Below are 24,665 nucleotides of genomic sequence, written 5' to 3' on the forward strand. Positions count from 1 at the left end.
TCATCGACTTTACCTTTTAGAAATTAACATTGATACCAAAAATAAACGAACGCATGTTCGGGAACGAACTCATGTCAATACCCGGGCGCAAACCATCAAAAGCAAAACTATTCACCTCCGGATCGTAGCCGCTATAATCTGTTATCACAAAGGCATTCTTTACTGATGCAAATATGCTGGTAGTACGGAAACCTATCTTTTTCATCCATTTATTAGGCAAAACATAATTCAATGTTATATCGGAACAACGCAAGTAGCTTGCATCTTCAATATAACGATCCATTACGACATCAGGCATTTTGTAAGTAGAACGCGGATAAAGATTAGTAGGATTCTCAGCAGTCCACATTCCATTATAAACCTTCTGATATAAATTACTTGTTTGCCGGCTTGGGGTCTGCTCATATCTAACATTCGTATTCAGTACATCATAACCGGATACACCTGTAAAAGCTGCGGACAGAGATAAACCCTTATAGGTCAATTTTGTCTGGAAACCGTAAGTCATCGGGCGATTAGGATCACCGAGAATCATCTTATCTGCTTCGTTGATTTCTCCATCTCCATTCTGGTCTATAAATTTAATATCACCGGCTTGAGGAACTCCGCCATTGATGTCCTTGGTTATCTTATAAGAGCCATCCGTCAAATCTGATTCCTGTACAATTCCATCTGTCTGATAACCATAGAAAAGTCCCGGAGCTTTACCTTCAAGGAAGATATTAGCCACACCAAAATGGCTACCCAATGTATTACCTAAATATCCACGTCCTTTAACATTATCGCTGAAGACACTTTCAGGGAGTCCCAATTCTGTAATCTTAGTCTTATTATAACCGATATTTCCTCCCAAACTCCATTGGAACTCCTTATTATCAATAATCGTAGCATCCAAAGAGAATTCAACACCTTCATTGGTCAATGATCCCTGATTCATCGTCACCGAAGTAAATCCGCTTGACAATGGCAAATCACGATTAATCAATAAGTCGGAAGTTTTCTTTTTATAATATTCGAACGATCCAGTGATGCGTTGCTTCAATACCCCAAAGTCAAAACCGGCATTCCATGAAGAAGTGCGTTCCCATTTCAATCCGTCATTCTGCAATTTTGAAACTACGGCTGCCAACTCTTTTTCACCGTTAGCAGTGGCATAATCCATTACACGTGCATAGTCTGAGAATGTAGAATAAGGAGCAATACTCTGGCTACCCGTTTCACCATAGCTGACGCGCAGTTTAAGCTGGCTTAACCAGTTAATGTCTTTCATGAACTCTTCTTGTTCCATACGCCATGCAATGGATGCAGACGGGAAGTAAGCAAAGCGCTTTCCTTTTTGGAATTTACTTGAGCCGTCAACACGTAATGATGCAGTTACCAGATATTTATCATAAAAGCTCAAATTCACGCGTCCCAAATAAGAAAGTAATTGATAGTCTTTTTGTATAGGCTGCTTATAATCTTTTTGTCCCGCCATGTGAAGGCCATCCACTCCAAAATCGAAGTTTGTGAAATTCGTAGCATAAATATTCTTGGTCAAATCTTTATAAACATCATAAGTAATACCAAGAGTAGCATCTAATTTAGCGATTTTGCCTAAATTAGTATTCAGATTAAATACGTTTTCAACGTTATAGTTGCTTCTGTTCCAATCCGTCAAAGCTAAAACACCTTGCTCATTTCGACCTTTAAATAGAGCCAGGCCATACCAACGACCACGGTCATTTATCATAATATTACCGCCCGTACGTAAATTATATCTCAAGAACTTAGTAATCTTCCAACCTAAATCAAGAGATCCTCTGAAAGTTTTGTCATGAGCCAAGTCGGTATAATCTGTCACCCAGCTATCAACATCCGTATTTTCAGCATCTTGCAATGTCGGGTCATCAGACGGTTTGCGGAAAGGCTGAGTATCAATAGCCGTACGAGCAGCCGAACCGGTAGGACCACCTTTGGTATCACCGCCACCCATCATATTGTTTTCCTTCAAAGAACCACTCAAGTTAACTGCTAAAGTAACAGTCTTAGATAAATCGACATTGATATTACCACGGAAGTCCCCTTGCTTAATACCTGTATTGCGAGCAATACCTTCTATATTCTTAAAACCTGCCGAGAAGTAATAACGCATTCCATTGGCACCTCCGCTTACAGACGCTGAATAGTTCTGTGAAAAAGCGGAACAGTAAAGTTCCTTTTGCCAATTCACGTAGTCCGGCAAAGAATATGTGGTAGGATCATTGGGATCATAACCGGCTACTTTGTCATTCGTAACATAACGTATTTCATCGCCAACAAAATAGAATAAACGGGAAGCTTCTTCCACTTGAGAATTCTTATACATACCATAAGAACGCAAGTCCATCATCTTATGAAGATTAGCAGCATCAGCAATAGTAAAGTTAGCACTGACATTTATTCTGGCTTTACCTTCTTTACCTTTCTTAGTCGTAATAAGAATAACCCCATTTGCACCACGGGAACCATAAATAGCAGTTGCCGAAGCATCTTTCAATACAGTGATATCCTCAATATCGGACGGATTCAATGAGCTCAACGGATCCTGAGCTATCTGGAAGTCACCACCTCCCATAGCAGATTGCGCAAATTCACCGGTAGATGCTTGAGGTACATTATCAATAACGTACAACGGCTGATTATCTCCGCGCAATGAGTTAGCACCGCGAATGGTAATAGAATTGGCAGCACCCGGAGTAGATGACGAAACACTCATACTAAGGCCAGCGACTTTACCTTGCAGCAAGTTATCAATAGAAATAGCTTTTGAAGCTTCATTTTCATCCGGACGCACGGAAGTAATGGCACCGGTCAGATCACCTTTACGTGATGTACCGTAAGCTACTACAACCACCTCATCCAGCAATTGCGTATCATCCTTCATCGTCACATTGATTACCGTCTTGTTTCCCACAGGAATTTCCTGTTTCGCATAGCCAATAAAAGAAAAGACCAATACGGATTTAGAGTTAGGAACATCAATCTTATAGTTACCATCAATATCTGTGATAGTACCTAAAGATCCTCCTTTTACAGACACATTGACACCGGGTACACCTTCATTGGTGCTGTCAATTACTTTACCTGTTACTTTAATTGCTTGCTGTGCAAAAGCAACGGCAGGTACCGTCAAGCAGAACAGGCATACAAGAAATACATTAAATAGTTTCTGTCTCATAGAATTAAATTTAAATTAAAGACATTTGTTAACAGTGATTTCGATGCAAATGTAAAGCGAGCGGGGAAAGCATCGGTGCAATAATCACTATTTCCAAGTCCAATTTTAGCCATAGACCCATTCCCGGAAAGCCTATAGGCAATTTTGGAGCTAAAATAGATAAAAATGGAGTTTAACACCATGAAATACATGTTTTTTGTTTTGTCAGGTTCGCACTAAAAGACTACTTTTGTTCCAATCTTTGTATAGCACCATGAAGAAAAACATGTTAACCGCATTCATATTGTGCCTGCTGTTATTCCTACCGGGTAAAGTTACAGGTAATAAACAATATGCTTTCCAGCAGATTAGTACCCAGGACGGTCTGTCCTCTTCTGTTCGTTGCCTGGTAGTAAGCCACGACAAAGGATATGTATGGATCGGAACCAAGTCCGGTATAGGGCGTTTTGACGGTTACGAGCTAAGAAAATACTTATTGGGAAATATCACCCATATCATTGAAGACGAAGAACATACCATCTGGGCCATCACGCCGAAAGGACTCTTCCACTACAACTATCAGGAAGACACTTTCCTGCAGGCGCGCGATGAAGACCAAAATCCGGTAGTGGTGTCTTCCATTTGTCCCTGGACGGACGGAGTAATATTCGGAGGCAATGGAAGGCTATATAAATATGATTATGCCAATCACAAAATCAGATTCATGTGTCCGCTGACTCCCAACAGTCATTATAACATCACCAATCTGCAAAAATGGGACGACCGGACTCTGCTGTGCACCAGCCGTTGGAGCCATGCACTGCTCGCCGATATACCTACGGGACGGACTCACCCTGTTCCTTTTGAAAGTAATGAAATCATAACCAGCCTGATAGACAAAGACGGACATATATGGCTCGCCCCCTATCATCAGGGAGTGAAATGTTATGACCGCCAAGGTAAACTTTTGCATTCCTATCACACCGGGAACTCCCTCCTGCAAACCAATGTAGTGCTTTCCCTGGCTGAGAACAACGGACAGATATGGATTGGAACAGATGGTTCAGGCATTTATATCCTGAATCCGGAGAATGATGAGATATCCACCATAGCCCACGCACCCGGTAATCCTTATTCCCTGCCGGTCAACTCCATCCTCTGCTTATATTCCGACTCAAACAACAACATGTGGGCAGGCAGTGTACGCGGCGGACTGATAAATATCAGGGAAGTGGGAATGAAGATATATTCTGATGCGCTGCCCGGCACAGAATACGGACTGAGCGAAAAAGCAGTGTTAAGCATCTATCAGGGCGAAGAAAAGGATATATGGATAGGAACAGACGGCGGCGGGATCAACCGTTTCTACCCCGACGACAATAGATTCTACCATACAAAGTCTACCTGGGGAGACAAAATCTCTTCCATTACGGAAGTGGACAAAAGGCACCTGCTGGTCTCTTTGTTCAGTAAAGGATTATTCTTCTTTGATAAACAAACCGAAGAGTACCGGCCATTGATTATCGTGAACGACAGCATCAACGCCCTCTTGTGCCAACGCGGAAAGGCTGTAAATGTCTTCCGGAACTCTCAGGAAACAGTGCTGCTACTCTCTGAAATACCTTATAGCTATCACATAGAAAAGAAAGAATTCACCCCTATCTCCTTAGATAAACATACTCCGGCAATCATTGGTACTGTCTTACCAATATTCCAGAATGGTCCCATCTCCTATTTGCACGACATCAAATGCATCTATCAGATAGACTCCCGGACCAACCGATTAGAGACGCTGTATCATTGCACAGGAGACACGATATTCAATACTGTTTCAGTTGATGAAAACGGCATTTTCTGGATAGGAAGCAATTATGGACTCAGCCGGTATTCCGCAGAAAAGCACGAACATGTCAACATCCCCAATAAGCTGATTAATGAAATCAACTCACTGATTTGTGACAGACGGGGACGTGTATGGATAGGGACGGACGGAAAACTGTTTGCCCACCTCATCCATGAAGGAGAGTTTATCCTATACGGAGAATCGGACGGCGTTATCCAAAACGAGTATCTGGAGAAACCACGGCTACTATCCGCAGAAGGGGACATTTATATGGGAGGGGTCAACGGCTTGCTTTGCATTGACAAACAACTGCCGGACGAAGATACAGTTCCTCCTGTTCTTGAGTTGGCCGACGTGGCTGTGGGCGGAGAACGAATGAATGCCTTTATAAAAAATGGACGCAGCCTAACCGTACAGGAACACAGCAAACCTATCTCTATCAAAATCATTGCCCATGACAGAGATATTTTCCGCAAGCCCATGTACCGGTACACCTTGCGCGGCATGGATGGGCAAATCATGTACTCTTATCAACCGGAACTGACGTTCAACGGGCTACCGGCAAAGACCTATCAGGTGTTAGCCTCGTGCAGTACCCGTAGCGGCGGGTGGACGGAAGACTATCGGATACTGGAATTAGTGGTACTTCCACCGTGGTACAAGTCCGTCTGGTTCACTATTTGCTGTATTGTAGTAGCCTGCATAGGTATTATACTGGCTTTCTTCTCCCTGCTGCGCCGCAAAGAGAACAAGCTGAAATGGGCAATGAAAGAACATGAGCAGCAGGTATATGAAGAAAAGGTACGTTTTCTCATCAATATCAACCACGAACTTCGCACCCCGCTGACCCTGATACATGCTCCACTGAAACAGTTGTTGGGAACATTGTCGCCTGAAGATGAAAAGTATCCGGTAATACAAAGTATCAGCAGGCAATCGGGGCGCATGAAGAAACTATTGGACATGGTGCTGAATGTACGGAAAATGGAAGTGGGACAAAGTTCGTTGAATATCGAAAGCGTAGAATTAAATTCGTGGATTGAGCAACTCATAGCCGACTTCAGGCCGGAAGCCAACATGAAAGGTATTTCCATATCCTATACCCCGGATAAAGATGTGAATACCCTTTGTTTCGACAAAGAAAAATGCAGCACCATCTTAACCAACTTACTAATCAACGCATTGAAATACAGTGATGAAAACAGTCTGATTGAGGTATCTGCAAGTTTATCGGAAGACCAAACCCGTGTCCGCATTTCCATCTCAGACCAAGGTCCGGGCTTAAAGGATGTAGACATAAACAATCTGTTTATCCGGTTCTATCAGGGCAACAACAGTCGCCCCGGAACGGGTATCGGACTCTCCTACTCCAAAATCCTCGCAGAACAGCATGGTGGAAGTATCGGTGCCTACGATCATGGAGACTCTCCCGGGTCCACCTTCTGGTTCGAACTGCCGCGGGATACGCAACCGGGCAAAGTTACGCTACAACCCCAGCCTTATCTGAATGAGTTATTAGCTTCTACCGAAGAGCTGGAAAGCATCCCGGACGGAACAAGCGGAAAGGAAGAAACCCAGGGTAACACATTACTTATTGTAGATGACAACAAAGATTTGACCGATTATCTGTCGGAGGCTCTCAGGAATAAGTTCAAACAGATATGGGTGGCCTATGATGGTGAGGAGGCTCTGCACATCTGCCGTGAGTCGCATCCGGATATTGTTGTCAGCGACATTCAGATGCCTCGCATGAACGGCTACGAATTATGCAAACAGATCAAGGAAGATTTGGAAATCAGCCATATTCCCGTTATTCTGCTCACAGCCCGCAATGATGAAGAGAGCAAGACATTCGGCTACAAGAATGGGGCGGATGCTTATCAGACCAAACCTTTTGAAGTCGATATTCTCTATACAATTATTCAAAGCCAGCTAAAAAACCGTGAACGAATGCGGATGCGCTACTCCGGCACAGGTTTGCTTCCCCAACCACAGGAAAGTACATTCAGTTCGGCCGACGAGAAATTCCTCAATCGGATGAATAAAGCTATTTCCGATAATCTGGAGAACCCGCAAATGGGAGTACCGTTACTCTGCACAGAGCTGGGCATCAGCCGCGCTTCCCTCTACAACAAGTTGAAGGCACTAACCGGAATGGGGGCAAATGATTATATTACTAAGATCCGGATGGAAAAGGCTGTATGGCTGCTTACGCATAGCACCCTCAGTATAAATGAGATAGCGGATCAGACAGGGTTCTCTACATCACGCTATTTCAGTACGGTATTCAAACAGTATATGGGATGTTCGCCGACGCAGTATAAGGAAGAACATTCCTGAAAGGCTTTGGGGTAATTTTTATATCACTATATCCTCATGCTTGCCATCGAAGTGGCAAGGTTTTGCCATAGGTATGGCAAGACTTTGCCATAAGCTTGGCAAAACTTTGCCATAGGCTTGGCAAAAGTTTGCCAATACGGTGGCAAAATGTTGGCAAAGCAACAACGATAATTACGCCATTCATCAATCACATTTTCAGATAGTTATAACGATTCCACAATCTCCGGATCAATATGAGGCATATTTCGGCAATGTAACCGGAAACATATCGTTGGGTCTGTGCTCCTGCCGGATAACTTCAAGCATCCGTTTTACAATATCCGGATGTTGCGCCGCTATATCGTTATCTTCGTGGATATCCTTTGCAAGGTCGTACAGATGAGGGTTCCCTTTCTTGACTACCAGTTTCCAGTCTCCCATACGAACAGCCATCTGGTCAGTTTCATGGAATTCCCAATAGAGGAAATCATGCTTCTGCTGTTTGTCGGCATTGCCTAACAAGGTCGGGGCAAAAGAGAGACCGTCGAAACAGTCACCTTCTAACTTCTTATTGACATACTTCTTCGGGAAGCCTTTGTCATCTATTAATTCGCAGAAAGTAGGCATGATGTCGTAAAATGCCAACTGATGGTCGTTTACCGAACCGGCAGAGATGCGTTCCGGCCAGCGCACAATGAAAGGAATCCGGATGCCACCTTCATAACATTGGCGTTTCAGACCACGCAGTTTCCCATCCCGTCCGAAGAACTCTGGGTCCGCTCCGCCCTCTTCGTGAGGTCCGTTGTCGCTGCTGAAAATGACGATGGTGTTCTTGTCCAGTCCTTTTTCTTTCAGTTTCTCCAAGACTTCACCCACGTAATAGTCCAGACGGGTAATCATACCGGCAAACTGTGCGTGGGTATGCTCGGTAGCATTATAGCGACCACCTTCAACCCCTCCCCAGGTTTTATCTCTAAAGAACTTTTTCTTATAATCTTTCAAGATGGAATCATTCGGTTGTACAAGTTCCGCATGTGGCAGGGTGTAGGTGAAAAAACCATAGAAAGGCTGCTCTCCGTCCTGTTGGTCCAGCCATTCCAGCGCTTTATGGTGAATCAGGTCGGCCGAATATTGGGTACGTTTCTTATAATCATCACCAAACATCGGATAGTTGATATTATCTTCCATCAGGATGCGTACAACTCCTGTGTCTCCTTCCTGTGTGCTGTATCTGTTCAGAAAGTTAGGGTAGTATAAATGAGCTTGGAACTGGCATATATAACCATAGAATTCATCAATACCCCGCTTATCCGGTGTGGAACAAGAACCTTCATAACCTCCTGCCCACTTGCCGAAGACTCCTGTAGTATAACCGTTCTTCTTCATGATTTCAGGAAGAATGATGTGGTTCTCATCGTACGGTTCCTGACCGACAACGGTGAACTCATCATTAATCCCATACTTTACGGTTGGAACTCCCTGCCAATACTCCTTGTTTCCACGCACATGGGTGTGTCCCGTATGTTGCCCCGTCATCAGCGAAGCACGGGAAGGGGCGCTCACCGGACTACCGGCATAGGCTTGAGTAAACAGCATGCCTTCGGCTGCCATACGGTCTATGTTAGGCGTTTCAATGTATTTCTGGCCGTAGCACCCTAAATCCCCGTATCCCATGTCATCGCAGAGGATAAAGATAATGTTAGGTTTGGTATTCTTGTTTGCCGCATTGGCACACAAAGCAACAGTAGCCAACAAGCCTGTTCCTAAAGTTATACCTATATGTTTCATGTTTAATATGTTTTTCTTATTTGCTCGTCACTTACTTACTCACTTATTCTTCTCACCGAAATCCTCTTGTTGCTGCTCCACTTCTTTCAGTCTTTGAGCATTCTGCTCTTTCAGAATCCTCTCCTGCTCCAACTCCACAGCCGACTTTGCGGACGTTCCGGCAGACTGCAAAGAAGATGAATCGGTAATCAGCGCCGCATCTTTCTCCAAATAGATCAATGGATGGGCCGCAGAATAGCTTTCCAATTCTAATACAGCACTTACAGGCATCTGCGAACCTTCAAAGAGTACACTTGCCGTCACCTTTATCTTCCCCGGCTTCAAAGTGGATTGTATCAGCACCGGAGCCGTCCCCCACTTCACCGGAGCGGGATTTGCCAATATTCCGGCATCACCCAGAATACGCCCCTCACCTTCCACATGGAACTTCACATAATAGTTGTTCAGACGTTTGATATTCCCGTTCTTATCGGCTATGGCAGCTACTACAGTGACAAAATCGGAACCATCGGCTTCCAGGTCCACATTCTCATTGTCAACCCAAAGCAATACTTTCTCCGGACGACGGGCAGGGTGAACTTCGTGCGTAGCAACCACCTTGCCGTCTATCAAACCTTCCGCCCGCAGCAATACTTCATCCTGCTTTTTCTTACGTGACATTGCTTTATCAACCATGAAATCGTAGACATCGGGGAAAGTGATAACAGGCGAAGGCATACCTTCTTTAACTACCGGTTTATTATAAGTATAAGTCTTTCCATCTTTCAAGAAGGTAAGACGCACTTCATCGCAATTGGAATACACAGTCACATCCTTGCCAGAGAACGGTGTCATTTCATGAGCAATATACACCATCGGACCGGTTTCAAAAAGCCGTTCTTCCGTCCGGGGCGAACGCTGTGCCTTGAACATATAGTAGGAATACTTGGGCTGGCGGAATACATCCATCAATCCGCCATAGAACGGGTCGGGATGATAGCCGCGCTGATGGTCGAACGAGTGCCACAGGCAGCCGCCCACATGTTGGCGGGGAGTGCGGTAAAGGGCATCGTAACAGGTATATGTATAAGTGGGGTTGGCATAATGTTGCGCTTGGATAAGCATAGGCTGTTCTCCCCAGTTGCGGGCTACACGGCTGGGAGAGTTATGCGAACTCCAATCGTCCACATTGTCACCCCATTCACGGGTAAAGTAGGTTATTTTAGGATTGGCATTCTTGTCGCCCCACGATTTGCCATCGTAGGAAGGATGGGTGAAAAGTATCGGGAAATGTTCTTTGCCGCGTGCTCCGCTGTCGCAACCGGAATAACAATATGGGTAAGGATATTCCTGGTCTACAATATCACGGGTGTTCTTGGCGAAGTTTTCCGGATACCAGGTTTCATTGAGGATAGGTTCCCACATCCATACACAAGCATGGTTGCGGTCGCGTCGCACAAGGTTGCGGATATCACTGTATACACGTTGCGCAAACTCAGGAGCATCATTCCAGAACTGCCAGCCGGGGGTATTGACAATGACAAACAGCCCAAGCTCGTCGCATGCATCCATGAATGCCGGGTCTTGCGGACAATGGGCGTTACGGATTACTTTCATTCCGGCATCACGCAGCTTCTTTGCATCACGCCAATGAATACTGTTAGCAACGGCATTGCCTACCACCGCAAAGTCCTGATGACGGTTAGCGCCAATCAACGGACTTTCATAAGGTTTGCCATTCAGCCAGAAACCGTCCTTGCCCTTAAACTCTACGCTACGGATGCCGATACGGCGGCGATAACCGTCCACCACATTGCCTTCACGGTCACGGATGCGTACAATTAGGTTATATAAGGTGGGAGTTTCCGGACTCCACAGCATCGGGTTCTTCACCGTGATTTTATCTTTCGAGGTAAACGCTTTTCCCGGACGTACCTGTATCTTATCATTCAGAAACGCAACCTGCACGCCGTCCGGTTGCTGCAACTCATATTCCACAACACCCGTAAAGGCTTTGCGGCTGTCATTGCGCACGTGTGCTGTCAACAACACTTCGGCTGAGGCATCCGACACCTTATCATAAGCCACAAACAGACCTCCACCTGCTACTTCGTTCTCAAAGTTCGGGTCAGTGATAAAGACCGGATTATGGGCTATCAGCCAGCAATCACGATAGATACCGCCGAAATAGGTAAAGTCGAGCACATCCTGCGCCTTTCCGGGAGGATAGCTCGTATCATCGCTGTTATCCGCCCACACGGCTATCACATTATCCTCTCCCCAATTCAGTGCATCAGATACATCGACTACTATAGGCAGATAACCGCCAAAATGTTCGGTCAGCAACTTCCCGTTGACGAATACCTTACTCTTTCCCATGATGGCTTCGAAGTGCAGGAACAGTTTCTTCCCTTTCAAAGCATCCGCGGGGGTGAAGTGCTTGCGATACCAGACTTCTCCCTGATAATTGATGCAGCCGCTGGCTTCCGTCGGCAAATATTCAATGCCATTGGGAAGGGAGACTACCATCCATTCCACATCATTGAAGTTCACAGCTTCAGCACTCGCAACGGCTCCTTTGTAAAAGCGCCAGGCAGGATTCATAGAAAACACTTCACGACCGGAATTCGGTAGTTGGAAGAAACCGGCAGTAGAAAACTCGGGTTGATGAGATGCCCGCACAGCACAGCAGGGAATTAGGAACAAAGCGATCAGGATGAAATGAATGATTCTCTTCATAAGGATAGTATTATTTTTAGGTATACATGACTCGATGCAATGACAACAGCCCTTGACATCCGATGCAAAAATAGGGCAAAACAGAAAAACACGATTACAATAATCGCTATTTTTAATCCAATTTTATCCAGTCTGCGCACAAGACACAGAAGAAACGTATCTACATTACGTTAAACTGGGATAAGTATCATAGATTTTGAGACGATATTTATAGTTGTTTATATCCACCCGCCCTATCTTTGAAACCAAAAAACAGGACTATGATAAAACCTCATTTAAAGAAATGGCTGGCGATCTCTTTACTCGCCGCATCTTTCTCTACCCTGCAAGGGCAAAGTGTTCCTCAAGATTACATTGTTATGGATATGGTGCATCACAATCCAGGAGAACCCATGACCGAAACGTCTTTCCGTGAACCTGCCAAACTCGCTGCATACGGCTACAATGGAATGGTAATTAATGAGTTCAAGTTTCCGCAATGCGCCCTCACCTTCGACAAGTTCGATAAGCGTATATTTCCTAAAGGCAGCGAGGAACGCGAATGGGCTTTATCCCTGCAAAAAGAGATCCGGCAACAAATCAGAGATTGCCACAAACAAGGATTGAAGTGCTACTACTTCACAGACATTATCGTACTGCCCAAGCGATTGGTGGAGTTATACAAGTCCGAGATTTGCGATGAAAGCGGCAAAATTTCCTTCCGGAAAGAGAAAACCTGGGAAATCCATCGTCTCATGCTCCGCGAACTCTTCAATACTTTTCCGGAGATGGACGGACTGGTGATACGCACCGGAGAAACTTACACGCATAACATTCCTTACCACATGGGCAATGGACCGGTAGACTATAAAAAAGCATATGATGAAAGTATACAGACACATATCCGCCTGATGAACCTCCTGCGCGAGGAAGTCTGTGTACGCCGCAATAAACAAATCATCTACCGTACATGGGACTTCGGTTTCTTCCACATTCGCCCGGATTATTATATGGCCGTGACAGAGCAGGTTCCCGTCCATCCCAATCTGTACATCGCCATCAAGCACACCAATGGTGATTACTTTCGCACCTATCCTTTCAACAAGACTCTCACACTGGGCAAACACAAGCAAATTGTAGAAGTGCAATGCCAGCGTGAATATGAAGGAAAAGGAGCCTATCCCAATTACATCGCTGCCGGTGTGATTGACGGATTCGAAGAATATAAAGGTAAGCCGACACCGCGCTGCCTAAATGACATCAAAACAGACTCCCTGTTCAGGGGTGTCTGGACTTGGTCGCGCGGTGGAGGGTGGAGTGGTCCCTTCCTGAAGAATGAATTATGGTGTGACCTGAATGCTTATGTTATGAGTAAATGGGCACAGAACCCGTCACGTCCGGAAGCTGAAATCTTCGATGAATACGCAGATAAAATAGGTATCACTCCCGAAACCCGCCCTTATTTCCGGCGTCTGTCTTTGCTCTCTGCCGACGCCATTATCCGTGGACGCGGTTCATTGATACACAAGCTTGCAGCCACCTGGACACGTGATGAAATCATCGGCGGAGTTCCCCGGCAACGCAGTATGTTCGACGATATTTATCAGAAGAACCTCGTGGAAGAGGCACTGTATGAAAAGAAACTGGCTACTGCCCTGTGGCAGGAAATTGAAGATCTTGCACAACGTGTCCGTTGCTCCGATACAGCTACCGAACATTATATCCGAACCTCTGCCCGCTATGGTTATTTATTGTATGCCATCATGGAGCAGGGTTGGATCATCAATCTGCGAGGATATCTTTATGAAACGAAACAATATCCGGTAGACCAGAGTGCGATCCGGCTGGCTATCGAGAAATACGATGCCCTCTGGAAAGAATTCCGCAAGTTCAAAGACCGGAACACGGATTGCGCAACTCTGTATTTTGACCATTTAGGAGAGTACACGTATGGATACAATGCACAAACTGGCGCCAATGGTATGGGAGATTCTGTAGATCATTACCGGAAAGTGTTCGGAATGGAGTGAGAATATGGGCGTACGCTTCTATTCTTAAGTGTACGCCCAAAACAACCCAGTTTATTTTAGTCTGCATACTTTTCTCTTTTTTCTTAGGGCTTCTTATACTCTTCATCATTCCAATCCATTTTTAAGTTAAATCTATCTACTCCTCTTGTTACGATTTCTTCAACAGCATTCGAATTCATTTGGCCTATTGTAGAATTAAGCATTTGAATTCCAACCTGTTTAACTCGAGTTTTTTTGTGCATCAAAAGTGTGTGTATAGCCTATTCCTAAATTATCCGTTCCCGAGTCTCGTTCTTCTGCACATACACTTTTCAGCCTTTCTCGTAGTGTTGCAACTGGTGTTACATCTGTATGCTCAAAAGAATAAATCAGATGTCCCAATCCATCATATTTGTACGCAGTCCAGCGCTTTTTACCTTTTTGAACGCCATTTTGTTCAAGCACTAAACGATCTGCACGATCATAAACCAAAGAAATGGATTCACAGTCGAGAAACTTCTTCCCAATGCAGTGACAACCCCTGCCACATAAAATGCATGAAACAGGGGTTGTTTAATTAAGGCGGATTTAATTCCCGCTATTTTTTACTCTTATATTCTCCACGTGCATACACCCCAATCCATTTATCATGATCTGCAAATCTCCAAATAAGGAAAGCAAAAAGAAAGCCAATGAATCCCAATCCCATTTTCAGAGTACATTCATGCAATTTTGAGCTCTTCCCTTTGATATTTTTTATTTCACTAATCATAGGAAACGTTTCATTATATAAAATAGCTACTTCTGTTTTTTGTAACTTTTGGGCTACATTGACTGCAACTTCCTGGGCTCCCGAATACTCTCTTTGATTTACTTTATAAGAATAGTTAATGACAGCTGGTCGTTTCTTTAAATCTATAGAAACATTCATGGCAATCGTCGGAATATACGAAAAAATATCTCCTAAACCATTATGAGCTACATACAGGAAACAATAAGACACAAAACATGCACCACATACAAAAAGCCACACATACAAGGCTAATTTATAAATAAATCTAATTACTGATTCCATTTATCCTCCGTTATTTTTAATGAAAATTCTGTTGTAATAGAAGTCCCAGCATCAATTCTCCAAATTGAATTCGCCGTCTTTTTTCCAACCTCACCCATTCCTTTTGTTATTTGATTAACCACTACACCTGCCGTTTCAGCAGATGCTCCCATTTCTCTCAAAACCGTTGATGTAGAATTTATATTATTCGACATTGTTTGTTGAATAGATTTAGTTGATGTAGTAACCAACTTTCCTAAATTACTAGCAATACCACTTGCTACCCCTCCAACTGCACCAGCAATCGCTCCATTTACGGCTTTACTAGAGAAATTCTCTGTTGAGATCTTAATATTATCCTCTGACCATTGTTCAACAACCTGCCCAACAACATCGCCAGCAACAGCACCACCTGCACCACCAATAGTTCCTGCGGCAGCTCCTACTCCCAAAACAAGCAGAGAGCCTCCACCGGTGGCTACAACACTTCCAACAGCTAAATCAACAGCGGCACCTGTTATTGCACCGGAAACAGCACCTTCTGCAACACCTGCCCAAACATTCCGACCTTCTCTATAAGCTCTGAATCCACCAACTATACCACCAAAAATTCCACCAATGGCAGTACCTACAATCTTCCCATCAGGGTCAACATGCTTCACAGGAGCATTTAAACAATATACATACGGTGATACTACATAAAACTTCTCCGCCAGCGGATCCACCGCATGCCATCTTCCTACCGCCGCGTCATACTGCCTTGCCCCATAATCATACCAATTCAGTACTTTCTTCGTATCCAACTCTTTACCATTATACTTGTAAGGTTGAACATTCGTACTATTAGCATATAGTCCTCCAAAAGGATAATAATGGTTCACTTCCTCAATGCTACCGGATTCATTGATAACCACACGGTTATTTCCCTGATGATCCTGCAAATAATAATGAGGCTTCTTGTCGGACAAAGTAATATAACCGACTTCGGTCAGCAGCCTTTTAGCAGTATCGTTTTCATAGATCACATTGCCGCAATACTCAGTTATTGTTGTAGTGCCGCCTATCTGATGAACCGTACGAAGTTTAGTTCCGTCTGTACCATAGATATAAGCAATTGTACTACCATCCTTAAATATTACCTTACTTGGCAAATTTAAACAATTATATTGAATACTTATAATATTCTTGTTGGAATCTTCCGTCAAGTAACCGTTCGCATCATAGGAATATTCTTTTGTCAACTTAGTGCCATCTTTGAACTTAGCATCGTAGATAATCGCAAAATATTACAACAAAAAAGCATTAGTCGTTTCATGAATTTCCCGCCATCAGTCTCAGATATTCTATTTAAAAAGCTACCCTTACATGGAAAAACACATAAGGATAGCCATTGATTCAGACCTCTAAAAATAGACAAATCTTGAAACAATAATCCATAGTTATTCCGACATACAGGCCTGTTTACCTTTTTCCCATAATACATCGGCTATTTGAGGGTCTGCAAGACTATACTCAAGTAAGAAACAATCACCAACGGTATTGTTATCGCCAGGATGCCAAAAAGGATTTATTTCATATCGATGATTATCAACATAATACACAATCCTCGCTAGTTTTCCACGAGCCACTCCTGTCCCAGGTCTTCGATATATATTTATTACCTTACCAACCGTAATTCCACTTTCCTTTAACATCTGACATTTATAGATATACGCTATAGGCAGAAAAATAATTAATATAATAGAAACAACCCAGTTTATCTTTCTCTGAATACTTTTCTCTTTTTTCTTAGGGCTTCTTGTACTCTTCATCATTCCAATCCATTTTTAAGTTAAATCTATCTACTCCTCTTGTTACGATTTCTTCAACAGCATTCGAATTCATTTGGCCTATTGTAGAGTTAAGCATCTGAGTTCCAACCTGTTTAACTCGAGTTTTTTTGTGCATCAAAAGTGTGTGTATAGCCTACTCCTAAATTATCCGTTCCAGAGTCTCGTTCTTCTGCACATACACTTTTTCAGCCTTTCCCGTAGTGTTACATCTGTATGCTCAAAAGAATAAATCAGACGTCCCAATCCATCATATTTGTATACAGTCCAGCGCTTTTTACCTTTTTGAACGCCATTTTGTTCAAGTAACAGACGGTCGGTATGGTCATAAGCTAGAGTAATGGATTCACAATCGGGAAACTTTTTCCCAATGCAGTGACAACCCCTGCCGCATAAAATACATGAGACAGGGGCTGTTTAATTAAGGCGGATTTAATTCCCGCTATTTTTTACTCTTATATTCTCCACGTGCATACACCCCAATCCATTTATCATGATCTGCAAATCTCCAAATAAGGAAAGTAAAAAGAAACCCTAAAAAGGAAATACATATGTGTACCAAGTAATGTCTTTGCTTATACACAGAGTTAGGTACTCCTTTCACCATACTAAGAGACGGGATGACAGTATTGCAATAAACTGTTACAGAATCAAGACTTTCTCTCATATCTTCACTAAAAAAGGAATGTTCACCATTATAAGTTTGATTTCTAAAACGATATTGATATTTCAACACCATACTAGGCCTCTTCACAGCAGTATCATTTTCCAATATATATGAACAGTTGTCAGCTGGTACATATTTAAAAACATTTCCTATACCATTATACATTACATACATAATTATAGAAAAAAGGAATGCACTACCACATACAAAAAGCCCCGCATATAAGGCTAATTTATAAATAAATCTAATTACTGATTCCATTTATCCTCCGTTATTTTTAATGAAAACTCTGTTGTAATAGAAGTCCCAGCATCAATTCTCCAAATTGAATTCGCCGTCTTTTTTCCAACCTCACCCATTCCTTTTGTTATTTGATTAACCACTACACCTGTCGTTTCAGCAGATGCCCCCATTTCTCTCAAAACTGTTGATGTAGAATTTATATTATTCGACATTGTTTGCTGAATAGACTTAGCAGAAGTAGTGAACATTTTTCCTAAGTTACTAGCAACACCACTTGCTACTCCTCCAACTGCACCAGCAATCGCTCCATTTACAGCTTTACTAGAGAAATTCTCTGTTGATATTTTAACTTCTCCTTTATCTAATTGTTCAACAACCTGCCCAACAACATCGCCAGCAACAGCGCCACCTGCACCACCAATAGTTCCTGCAGCAGCTCCTACTCCCAAAACAAGCAGAGAGCCTCCACCGGTTGCTACAGCACTTCCAACAGCTAAATCAACAGCGGCACCTGTTATTGCACCGGAAACAGCACCTTCTGCAACACCTGCCCAAACATTCCGACCTTCTCTATAAGCTCTGAATCCACCAACTATACCACCAAAAATTCCACCAATGGCAGTACCTACAATCTTCCCATCAGGATCAACATGTTTCACAGGATCATTTAAACAATATACATACGGTGATACTTCATAATACTTTTCCGCCAGGGGATCCACCGCATGCCATCTTCCTACCGCCGCATCATACTGTCTCGTTCCATAATCATACCAATTCAATCCTTTCCTCACATCCAATTCCTTACCATTATACTTATAAGGTTGAACATTCGTACTATTAGCATATAGCCCTCCAAAAGGATAATAATGATTCACCTCCTCAACACTACCGGATTCATTGATAACTACACGGTTGTTACCCTGATGATCCTGCAAATAATAATGAGGTTTCTTGTCGGACAAAGTAACATAGCCAGCCTCAGTCAACATCCTTTTAGCTGTACCATCTTCATAGATTACATCGCCGCAATACTCAGTTGTCGTAGTAGATCCCCCAATTTTATGTATCGTTTTCAGCTTCGCACCGTCACCGCCATAAGTATAAGCTATCGTGCTACCATCCTTAAACATTACCTTACTTGGCAAATTTAAACAATTATATTGAATACTTGTAATATTCTTGTTGGAATCTTCCGTTAAGTTACCATTAGCATCATAAGAATACTCTTTCGTAAGCTTAGCGCCATCTTTGAATTCAAAACCGTTATTGTATGCAGTAGCAGTGACAGCATCGTTTACAGTCTTCAGCTGATTACCGGTCAGAGTCATAGTAAGATTATCAACAAAGCCATAAGTACTTGCACCGGTTTGTCCGTATCTCTTCAAGCCCAAGATATTACCATTCTTATCATAATTCGTAACTTGTTCCGTAAAACGATTCACATTCGTACCAATCGCAGAACCTTCACCATAAGCGGCAGTCAGCAAACGGTTCAAACCGTCATAACTGAACTTATAACCACGAAGCGTACTCTCATTACCCGATTTCCAAGTCATACTACTGACATTACCGCCATAACAAGGAGTTCCGTTACCCGTATGGTAGTATAAGTTCTGGGTAAATTTACTGCCGCTGATGCCAGTCAGCCAGTTACGAATATTATAAGCGTACGAGGCGGAATATACATTAGCATTATAGCTCCGTTTCTGAAGACGTCCATAACCGTCATAACTATTACTGTACAGTACGGATTGCGTACTGCCATTCAAGCTATAACGCACTTCCGTCAAGCGTTCCGCATCATCATAACTGTAAACATATTCCCTGTCAGAAGTAGAACCGCCATTACCACCATAATGGTAATAATGATGACGTAATGGTTTGCCTGTGAAACTATAAGCATAATATTCCTTATCATAGCCACCACGAACATTCGAAGAATGATGTTGTACTAAGCGCCCCTTCTGATCATAATACATTGCCGAAGCAGTATATTTCCCGGAACCATCCAGAAGATATGAACGGGTACCCGTCTGCAAACCATCAGCATAATCCGAACGGGTACCATAACCTGACTTTGTCAGATAAGCCAGGGAGGTACTTTCTGTTAAGCCCAGTGACGCAAGAAACTTGTAATCATCGTAATAATTCACAAGAATCAACTGCAAGTCAGTACCCCAAGACACGGTAGTGTTTGTATAGCCTATTCCTAAATTATCCGTTCCCGAATCTCTTTCTTCAACACATATATTTTTCAACCTTTCTCGCAGCGTAGCAACAGGCGTCGCGTCCGTATGCTCAAAAGAATAAAGCAGGCGACCCAGTACATCATATTTGTATACTGTCCAGCGCTTTTTACCTTTTTGAACGCCATTTTGTTCAAGCACTAAACGGTCGGCACGATCATAAACCAGAATGACAGGTTCACAGCCCGGAAGTTTTTTCTCAATGCAGCGGTCACGGTCGTCATACTTATAGCTATAGGCATAGAGTCCCAAAGACGTCGCATCAATCCCTCCGTCCTGTTGCGGTGGAAGAACATAACATAGAAGTCCGTAATCATTATAAACATAGTAAGTATCATGCGAAACTCCCTTGTTGCGCTGGCGTATCAAAACAGTATGTTGCTGTTTATCCATAAAGGTCAGTGTACTGTCATTATCCTCACCCACTGCAAGAGTTACCCGAAGCTCTCCCACAGCATAAACAGAAGGAGAGCCTTGTGTTATGCTATAATCGGAAGATACAGTGTAGTACCGGGCTGCCAAAAGCCCGTTCACACTCGCATCATTCACCAAATAAACATTACGCTTCTTCTTATTGGCACTATGCCAAACATCACCAGCACCTGTTTCAGAGAGCACTCGTTCCAAAGGAGAATCTTCATACCCAATTTCCTTGTAAGGAGAAGCATCCCCTGTGAACCTGACTGCTTGCTCAGAAAGGCTTGGCATATAGCTTCCGGCACTATAGGTTGATTGAACCGGAATAAAATCCCGCCATTTCCTGCCATAACTGTCATACTGCACACCGGACACCATATCCTGTCCATTAGGCGCAAATTGTTTCAGTACTAATTGTTCTTCACGTCCCAAATCATCAAAGTACTGAATTTGCTCCATACACCTGGAAGCATTTCCGGCTTCCAGATAGATACGCGTTTGCACATAGTTGTTACTTAAAGATTGTGCAAATATCTGTATCGGGAATAATCCCGAAAACATTATAATTAAAGATAATATTAATCGTTTCATAGGTTTCAAATGCTTATTTTGTTATTCCCTCTAACATTAAAGGAAATCTGATATTAACCCCGTTAGTTGCCTCCAACATCTGTACTTTGCAAAGTTGGTCTGTTTTATTATAAACTACATAAATTCGCGAAGTACCTTTTTTAAATTTCACTTTTACCATATCGTACATTCCACTGCTACCATAACGTTTAAACTCATTATTATCTATGTAAAAACGAATACCCTTATAGTTATTTGTTTCATAAAGCAGAACGAATGTTATTTCTGTATCCACAGGACAATTAATTACAGCTTCCATGAACCTTTCTTCTCCATCCTCAAAATAATTGATATTATCAAAACCTACATATAATTCTTGAATTACTTCAAAAGATATAATATCAGTAGCAACCATACCCGAAGAATCTGTCACAGTACAAGTCAAACGATAAGTACCTGTCTTTGTAAAATTATAAGCAAATCCTGATGAAGTACTTGTTTGCGACTGATATTGCAAATCTACATCATCCGTCAAGAACCATTGGTATTTATAGCCACCATTACCACTACTTACAGTAGCATTAAAAGTAATATTCCCAAGAAGATATTTTTCCGCCCTTGATATACTTATTCTCAACAAATTCACTTTTTTATTACGCATATAGTAATAAGAATATTCTTTTTCCTTATTATTCCCATAATCCAATTCAGCTGCTAACTCCCCGAATTTATTATAATGAAAGCTCTTACGATTCCCATTCGGAGCAACTACAGAACTGACTCCCTCAAGTGGACGATAAGTATAAGACGTCACCAATCCAATGCCTCGAAGAGTAGAGCGCAAAGAGGCACATGTACCTGCTAACATCGTGCTATCCGAATAACTTTTTATCTGTCCAAACCTCTCCGGGAAAGACTCATAACCCGCACCTTCAAGCTTAGCTACCGGATATAAAGAGCCATAGCCATAAATATAGGAGATACGTTGCGAACCATCCTTTACCGCTTCCAATAAATTACCATAATCATCGTACCTAATAAACTGTATGCGCGTTTCCCTCTCTTTATCACCTTTACCCGTCTCTATGCGATCTACTACAGGAATATCCGATGACAGGCGATATGGATTATATACGTCATATTTTACATTTCCCATAGTAGTAACACGATGTATTACCGGCCGCACTATATTACGGTTTACCATCGTTTTTGAAACTTCATCAGCGAAATCTGTAGGATAAAAAACACTTTCAACTTGTGTTTTTCCCCCGTTCAATGTATTCTTTACCATGGTAGGTAATAAGTAATCATTATACTCATATTCAGTTTTACGGCCAAATGTCCGACCGCCTTCATACTCTTTCACTTCCGAAGAAGTCAACAGTTTATATCCGGTAAAGAAGGACAAAGAACCGTCATACCGGTAAGGTTCCGGCACACCTTTGGCAATAGCCCGGCTATCAACAGGATTAGGAACTACTCTACCTATCTTTAAAGTACGTATTGTCTCCCAACTTGTTACAGCCGGGTCATAAAACAAATAACTTTTTTGCGGTTCGAGTTTCATATAAGTTATTTGCTTAAGATTTTCAATCTTTCTATAGGTATTCTTTTGCTCACTCAGCAGATTTCCTTTACCATCATAAACAGCTTTACGCAGCAATTGCCCTACACTCCAGTCTTTATACGGACGATTAGCTCTTTTATGAAGCAAAGGGCAATATGGAGGCACAGCCTCACGAACGGAACGGATAGCATTCAGGCTACTATAATCATATTCATATACGGTTTTTCCACATTTTCCCTCCTCGTCCGCATATTCGGCCACATAGTCGTATACTATAGAAGCGGAAGATTCCAAATAATCATTGACTACAGGACGTGCATGCAAATCAACTTTATAAACCCTGTATGTTTCGAGCCAAGAAGGAGGACCCATACCAGCAAACTGTTTGTAACAAACCTGTTCGTAAGACGTCATGAAATCATAGAAAGTAAGCACACGTACAGGAAGTCCTTGCCCGTATTCTCCTCTACCATATTTGAATATACGCCGTGATGCAACCGTACCATCCGATTGTAGATTCTTGATTTCCTTGATACGTAAACTTCCATTGGAAACCGATTTCGTACGATGAGACTCCTCAAATCTATTACGTTCATATTGAAATTCTGTTCTTCCTCCTGTTGGGTAGGTGACACTCTTAAGCATAAATGTCAATCCGGGAGCCTCATCACCATTTTGATAAAAATCTTTCCCACCATAACGAAAATACATAGTATCGACCGGAATGCCATTATCGTTGTAAAGCGCAAATTCAGTATACAATTCAGGAATATTCGTCTGATTGTTCCCTGATAGTTGATAATATCCCCATGGGTTTACGTGCGGAGTATCATAAGCCACTCCACGCCGATCCCAGTACTGAAAACTATATTGCCTCTGCGAAAGCCCGTCTTTCGAAGTCTCAAGTACACCGTTCAAGCAAGGACGCTCGCCAAATCTCTCCGTCAATAATTGAAAACGTTTCACCACATTTCCCAGATAATCCTTTATAACAATTCCATTCAAGACTTTCTGACTTGTTTGATATTCGGTTATCATAGCATAAGTAAACTCTATACTACCACCGGGAAAATTGATCCTGCTCAGATATTTGGAAGATATAGACTGTATCCAATAATTCGTAGTGCGAGTATCATTACACATAAAAACAAGGTCATTATCCTTAATACCATCACTGTGAAAAACATTATAAGTACTTATTCTCATCTCAGTACCGACCGTAGAAGTTCCTGTCACATCACGCTGAATCAGTTTCACTTTACGCCCATTTGATTTTTCATAAGGATAATTAATGAATTCATCGGTCAATACATTCTCCTTCCCATTACAATATGCTATTGTAGCATCACCATTTGACGATTGCCTTTTAATATCCAGTGTAGCACTTTGCTCGTAATTACGAAGCGTATACTTATATGGACTGCTTGCCGTCAACCCCTCGTAAGAGAAAGTGATGGATTCCTTATTTGGCGTAAGAATACGCTCAGCTTTATACACCGATATAGCTTCAGTTTGTTGATTCTCCGTTTGAGTCTCCGTATATTCTATGGGAATAAAATCATACCGTACACCATCCGTATCTGTAATATTGAAACTCTTCAAATCAGGAGAATTACCTATCCGAATCGGATCATAAGGAACAGTTACAAATTCCTTTTTGGAATTATTATTAGCCGGTCTGTTCAAAAAGAAACTACCCCCCTTGTGAGGTAACAAGTAGAAATATTGATCAGGCTCAAGGTCATAACGTCCATACATGGCATCAACCAATGTATCCTGAACAAATTCACCATTAAGATTTACTCCTTTATTCATGTATAGTCCTTTATATGGAGTTTCATCCGGTAATCCATTCACCGCATGCGCTATCTGCGGTTCCGCTACCAAGCTCCAACCGGCACCTACAAAACTACGTTCGTTAGGTTTAAAACCGGAAGACTGATATACTAACTTTACAGGTAAAGTATACCCACTATTAAGTTTTATTTCATAAATAGGGATTTCCGTCTTCACTAACCCTGTATTATAAGACACAGGATAATTAATCATGCCAATCAACCTGTTCACTTCGGGACTCTGAGGAATCACTTGCGGAAAAGCAGGAGAAAGTACCGTATTCTGTGCAGTAATTGTCGCCGTAAAAGCAAACCAAATAATCAATAAAAATAGTACAGATATCTTTTTCATAACACATCACTTTTAATTATTATCATCTCCGGGAAGTTCCCGGAGATA

General features: G+C 42.4%; 10 protein-coding genes and 1 pseudogene. 2 read left to right on the top strand and 9 right to left on the bottom strand.

The window, feature by feature from the left end; all coding sequences use genetic code 11:
- Nucleotides 1-16: 16 nt before the first annotated feature.
- Nucleotides 17-3,199 carry a SusC/RagA family TonB-linked outer membrane protein gene (locus BUC01_RS08765; RefSeq protein WP_025830942.1) on the bottom strand — a complete coding sequence of 1,061 codons (3,183 nt, stop codon included), beginning with the start codon at nucleotides 3,197-3,199 and terminating at the stop codon, nucleotides 17-19.
- Between the two features lie 253 nt (nucleotides 3,200-3,452).
- Here BUC01_RS08765 and BUC01_RS08770 point away from each other — a divergent pair, with 253 nt between their 5' ends.
- Nucleotides 3,453-7,361 carry a hybrid sensor histidine kinase/response regulator transcription factor gene (locus tag BUC01_RS08770; RefSeq protein ID WP_025830943.1) on the top strand — a complete coding sequence of 1,303 codons (3,909 nt, stop codon included), beginning with the start codon at nucleotides 3,453-3,455 and terminating at the stop codon, nucleotides 7,359-7,361.
- 228 nt (nucleotides 7,362-7,589) lie between these two features.
- Here the strand turns inward: BUC01_RS08770 and BUC01_RS08775 are convergent, their stop codons facing one another.
- On the bottom strand, nucleotides 7,590-9,128 hold the full coding sequence (locus BUC01_RS08775) for an arylsulfatase (RefSeq protein ID WP_025830944.1): 1,539 nt from the start codon (nucleotides 9,126-9,128) through the stop codon (nucleotides 7,590-7,592).
- Nucleotides 9,129-9,167: 39 nt separating this feature from the next.
- Nucleotides 9,168-11,846: a glycoside hydrolase family 2 protein gene (locus BUC01_RS08780; protein WP_025830945.1), complete on the bottom strand. Its 2,679-nt coding sequence runs from the start codon at nucleotides 11,844-11,846 to the stop codon at nucleotides 9,168-9,170.
- Nucleotides 11,847-12,106: 260 nt separating this feature from the next.
- Between BUC01_RS08780 and BUC01_RS08785 the strand changes: the two genes are divergently transcribed.
- A complete protein-coding gene (locus BUC01_RS08785; protein ID WP_073313394.1) occupies nucleotides 12,107-13,855 on the top strand; it encodes a hypothetical protein in 1,749 nt (582 codons plus the stop codon).
- 577 nt (nucleotides 13,856-14,432) lie between these two features.
- On the opposite strand, the gene BUC01_RS08790 is transcribed toward BUC01_RS08785, so the two are convergent.
- From BUC01_RS08790 to BUC01_RS08815, 6 genes and pseudogenes are all read right to left on the bottom strand, one after another.
- The gene (locus BUC01_RS08790; protein WP_073313397.1) at nucleotides 14,433-14,909 is read right to left on the bottom strand and encodes a hypothetical protein; all 477 of its coding nucleotides are present in this window, start codon (nucleotides 14,907-14,909) and stop codon (nucleotides 14,433-14,435) included.
- Nucleotides 14,910-15,517: 608 nt separating this feature from the next.
- Nucleotides 15,518-16,150 (bottom strand): annotated as a pseudogene (locus BUC01_RS25830) (RHS repeat domain-containing protein); the annotation flags it as partial.
- 177 nt (nucleotides 16,151-16,327) lie between these two features.
- Nucleotides 16,328-16,702: a hypothetical protein gene (locus BUC01_RS08800; protein WP_025836044.1), complete on the bottom strand. Its 375-nt coding sequence runs from the start codon at nucleotides 16,700-16,702 to the stop codon at nucleotides 16,328-16,330.
- A 457-nt stretch (nucleotides 16,703-17,159) separates the two neighbouring features.
- Nucleotides 17,160-17,645, bottom strand: coding sequence for a hypothetical protein (locus tag BUC01_RS08805; RefSeq protein ID WP_025836046.1), 486 nt, complete (start codon nucleotides 17,643-17,645; stop codon nucleotides 17,160-17,162).
- Nucleotides 17,633-20,884: a DUF6443 domain-containing protein gene (locus BUC01_RS25835; protein WP_139261835.1), complete on the bottom strand. Its 3,252-nt coding sequence runs from the start codon at nucleotides 20,882-20,884 to the stop codon at nucleotides 17,633-17,635. The genes BUC01_RS08805 and BUC01_RS25835 overlap by 13 nt, the downstream gene beginning before the upstream one ends.
- A gap of 13 nt (nucleotides 20,885-20,897) precedes the next feature.
- The gene (locus tag BUC01_RS08815) at nucleotides 20,898-24,617 is read right to left on the bottom strand and encodes a PKD domain-containing protein (RefSeq protein WP_073313405.1); all 3,720 of its coding nucleotides are present in this window, start codon (nucleotides 24,615-24,617) and stop codon (nucleotides 20,898-20,900) included.
- Between the last annotated feature and the right edge of the window lie 48 nt (nucleotides 24,618-24,665).

Origin of the sequence: Bacteroides stercorirosoris, assembly GCF_900142015.1 — a bacterium.
In the GTDB taxonomy this organism is placed as follows: domain Bacteria; phylum Bacteroidota; class Bacteroidia; order Bacteroidales; family Bacteroidaceae; genus Bacteroides; species Bacteroides stercorirosoris.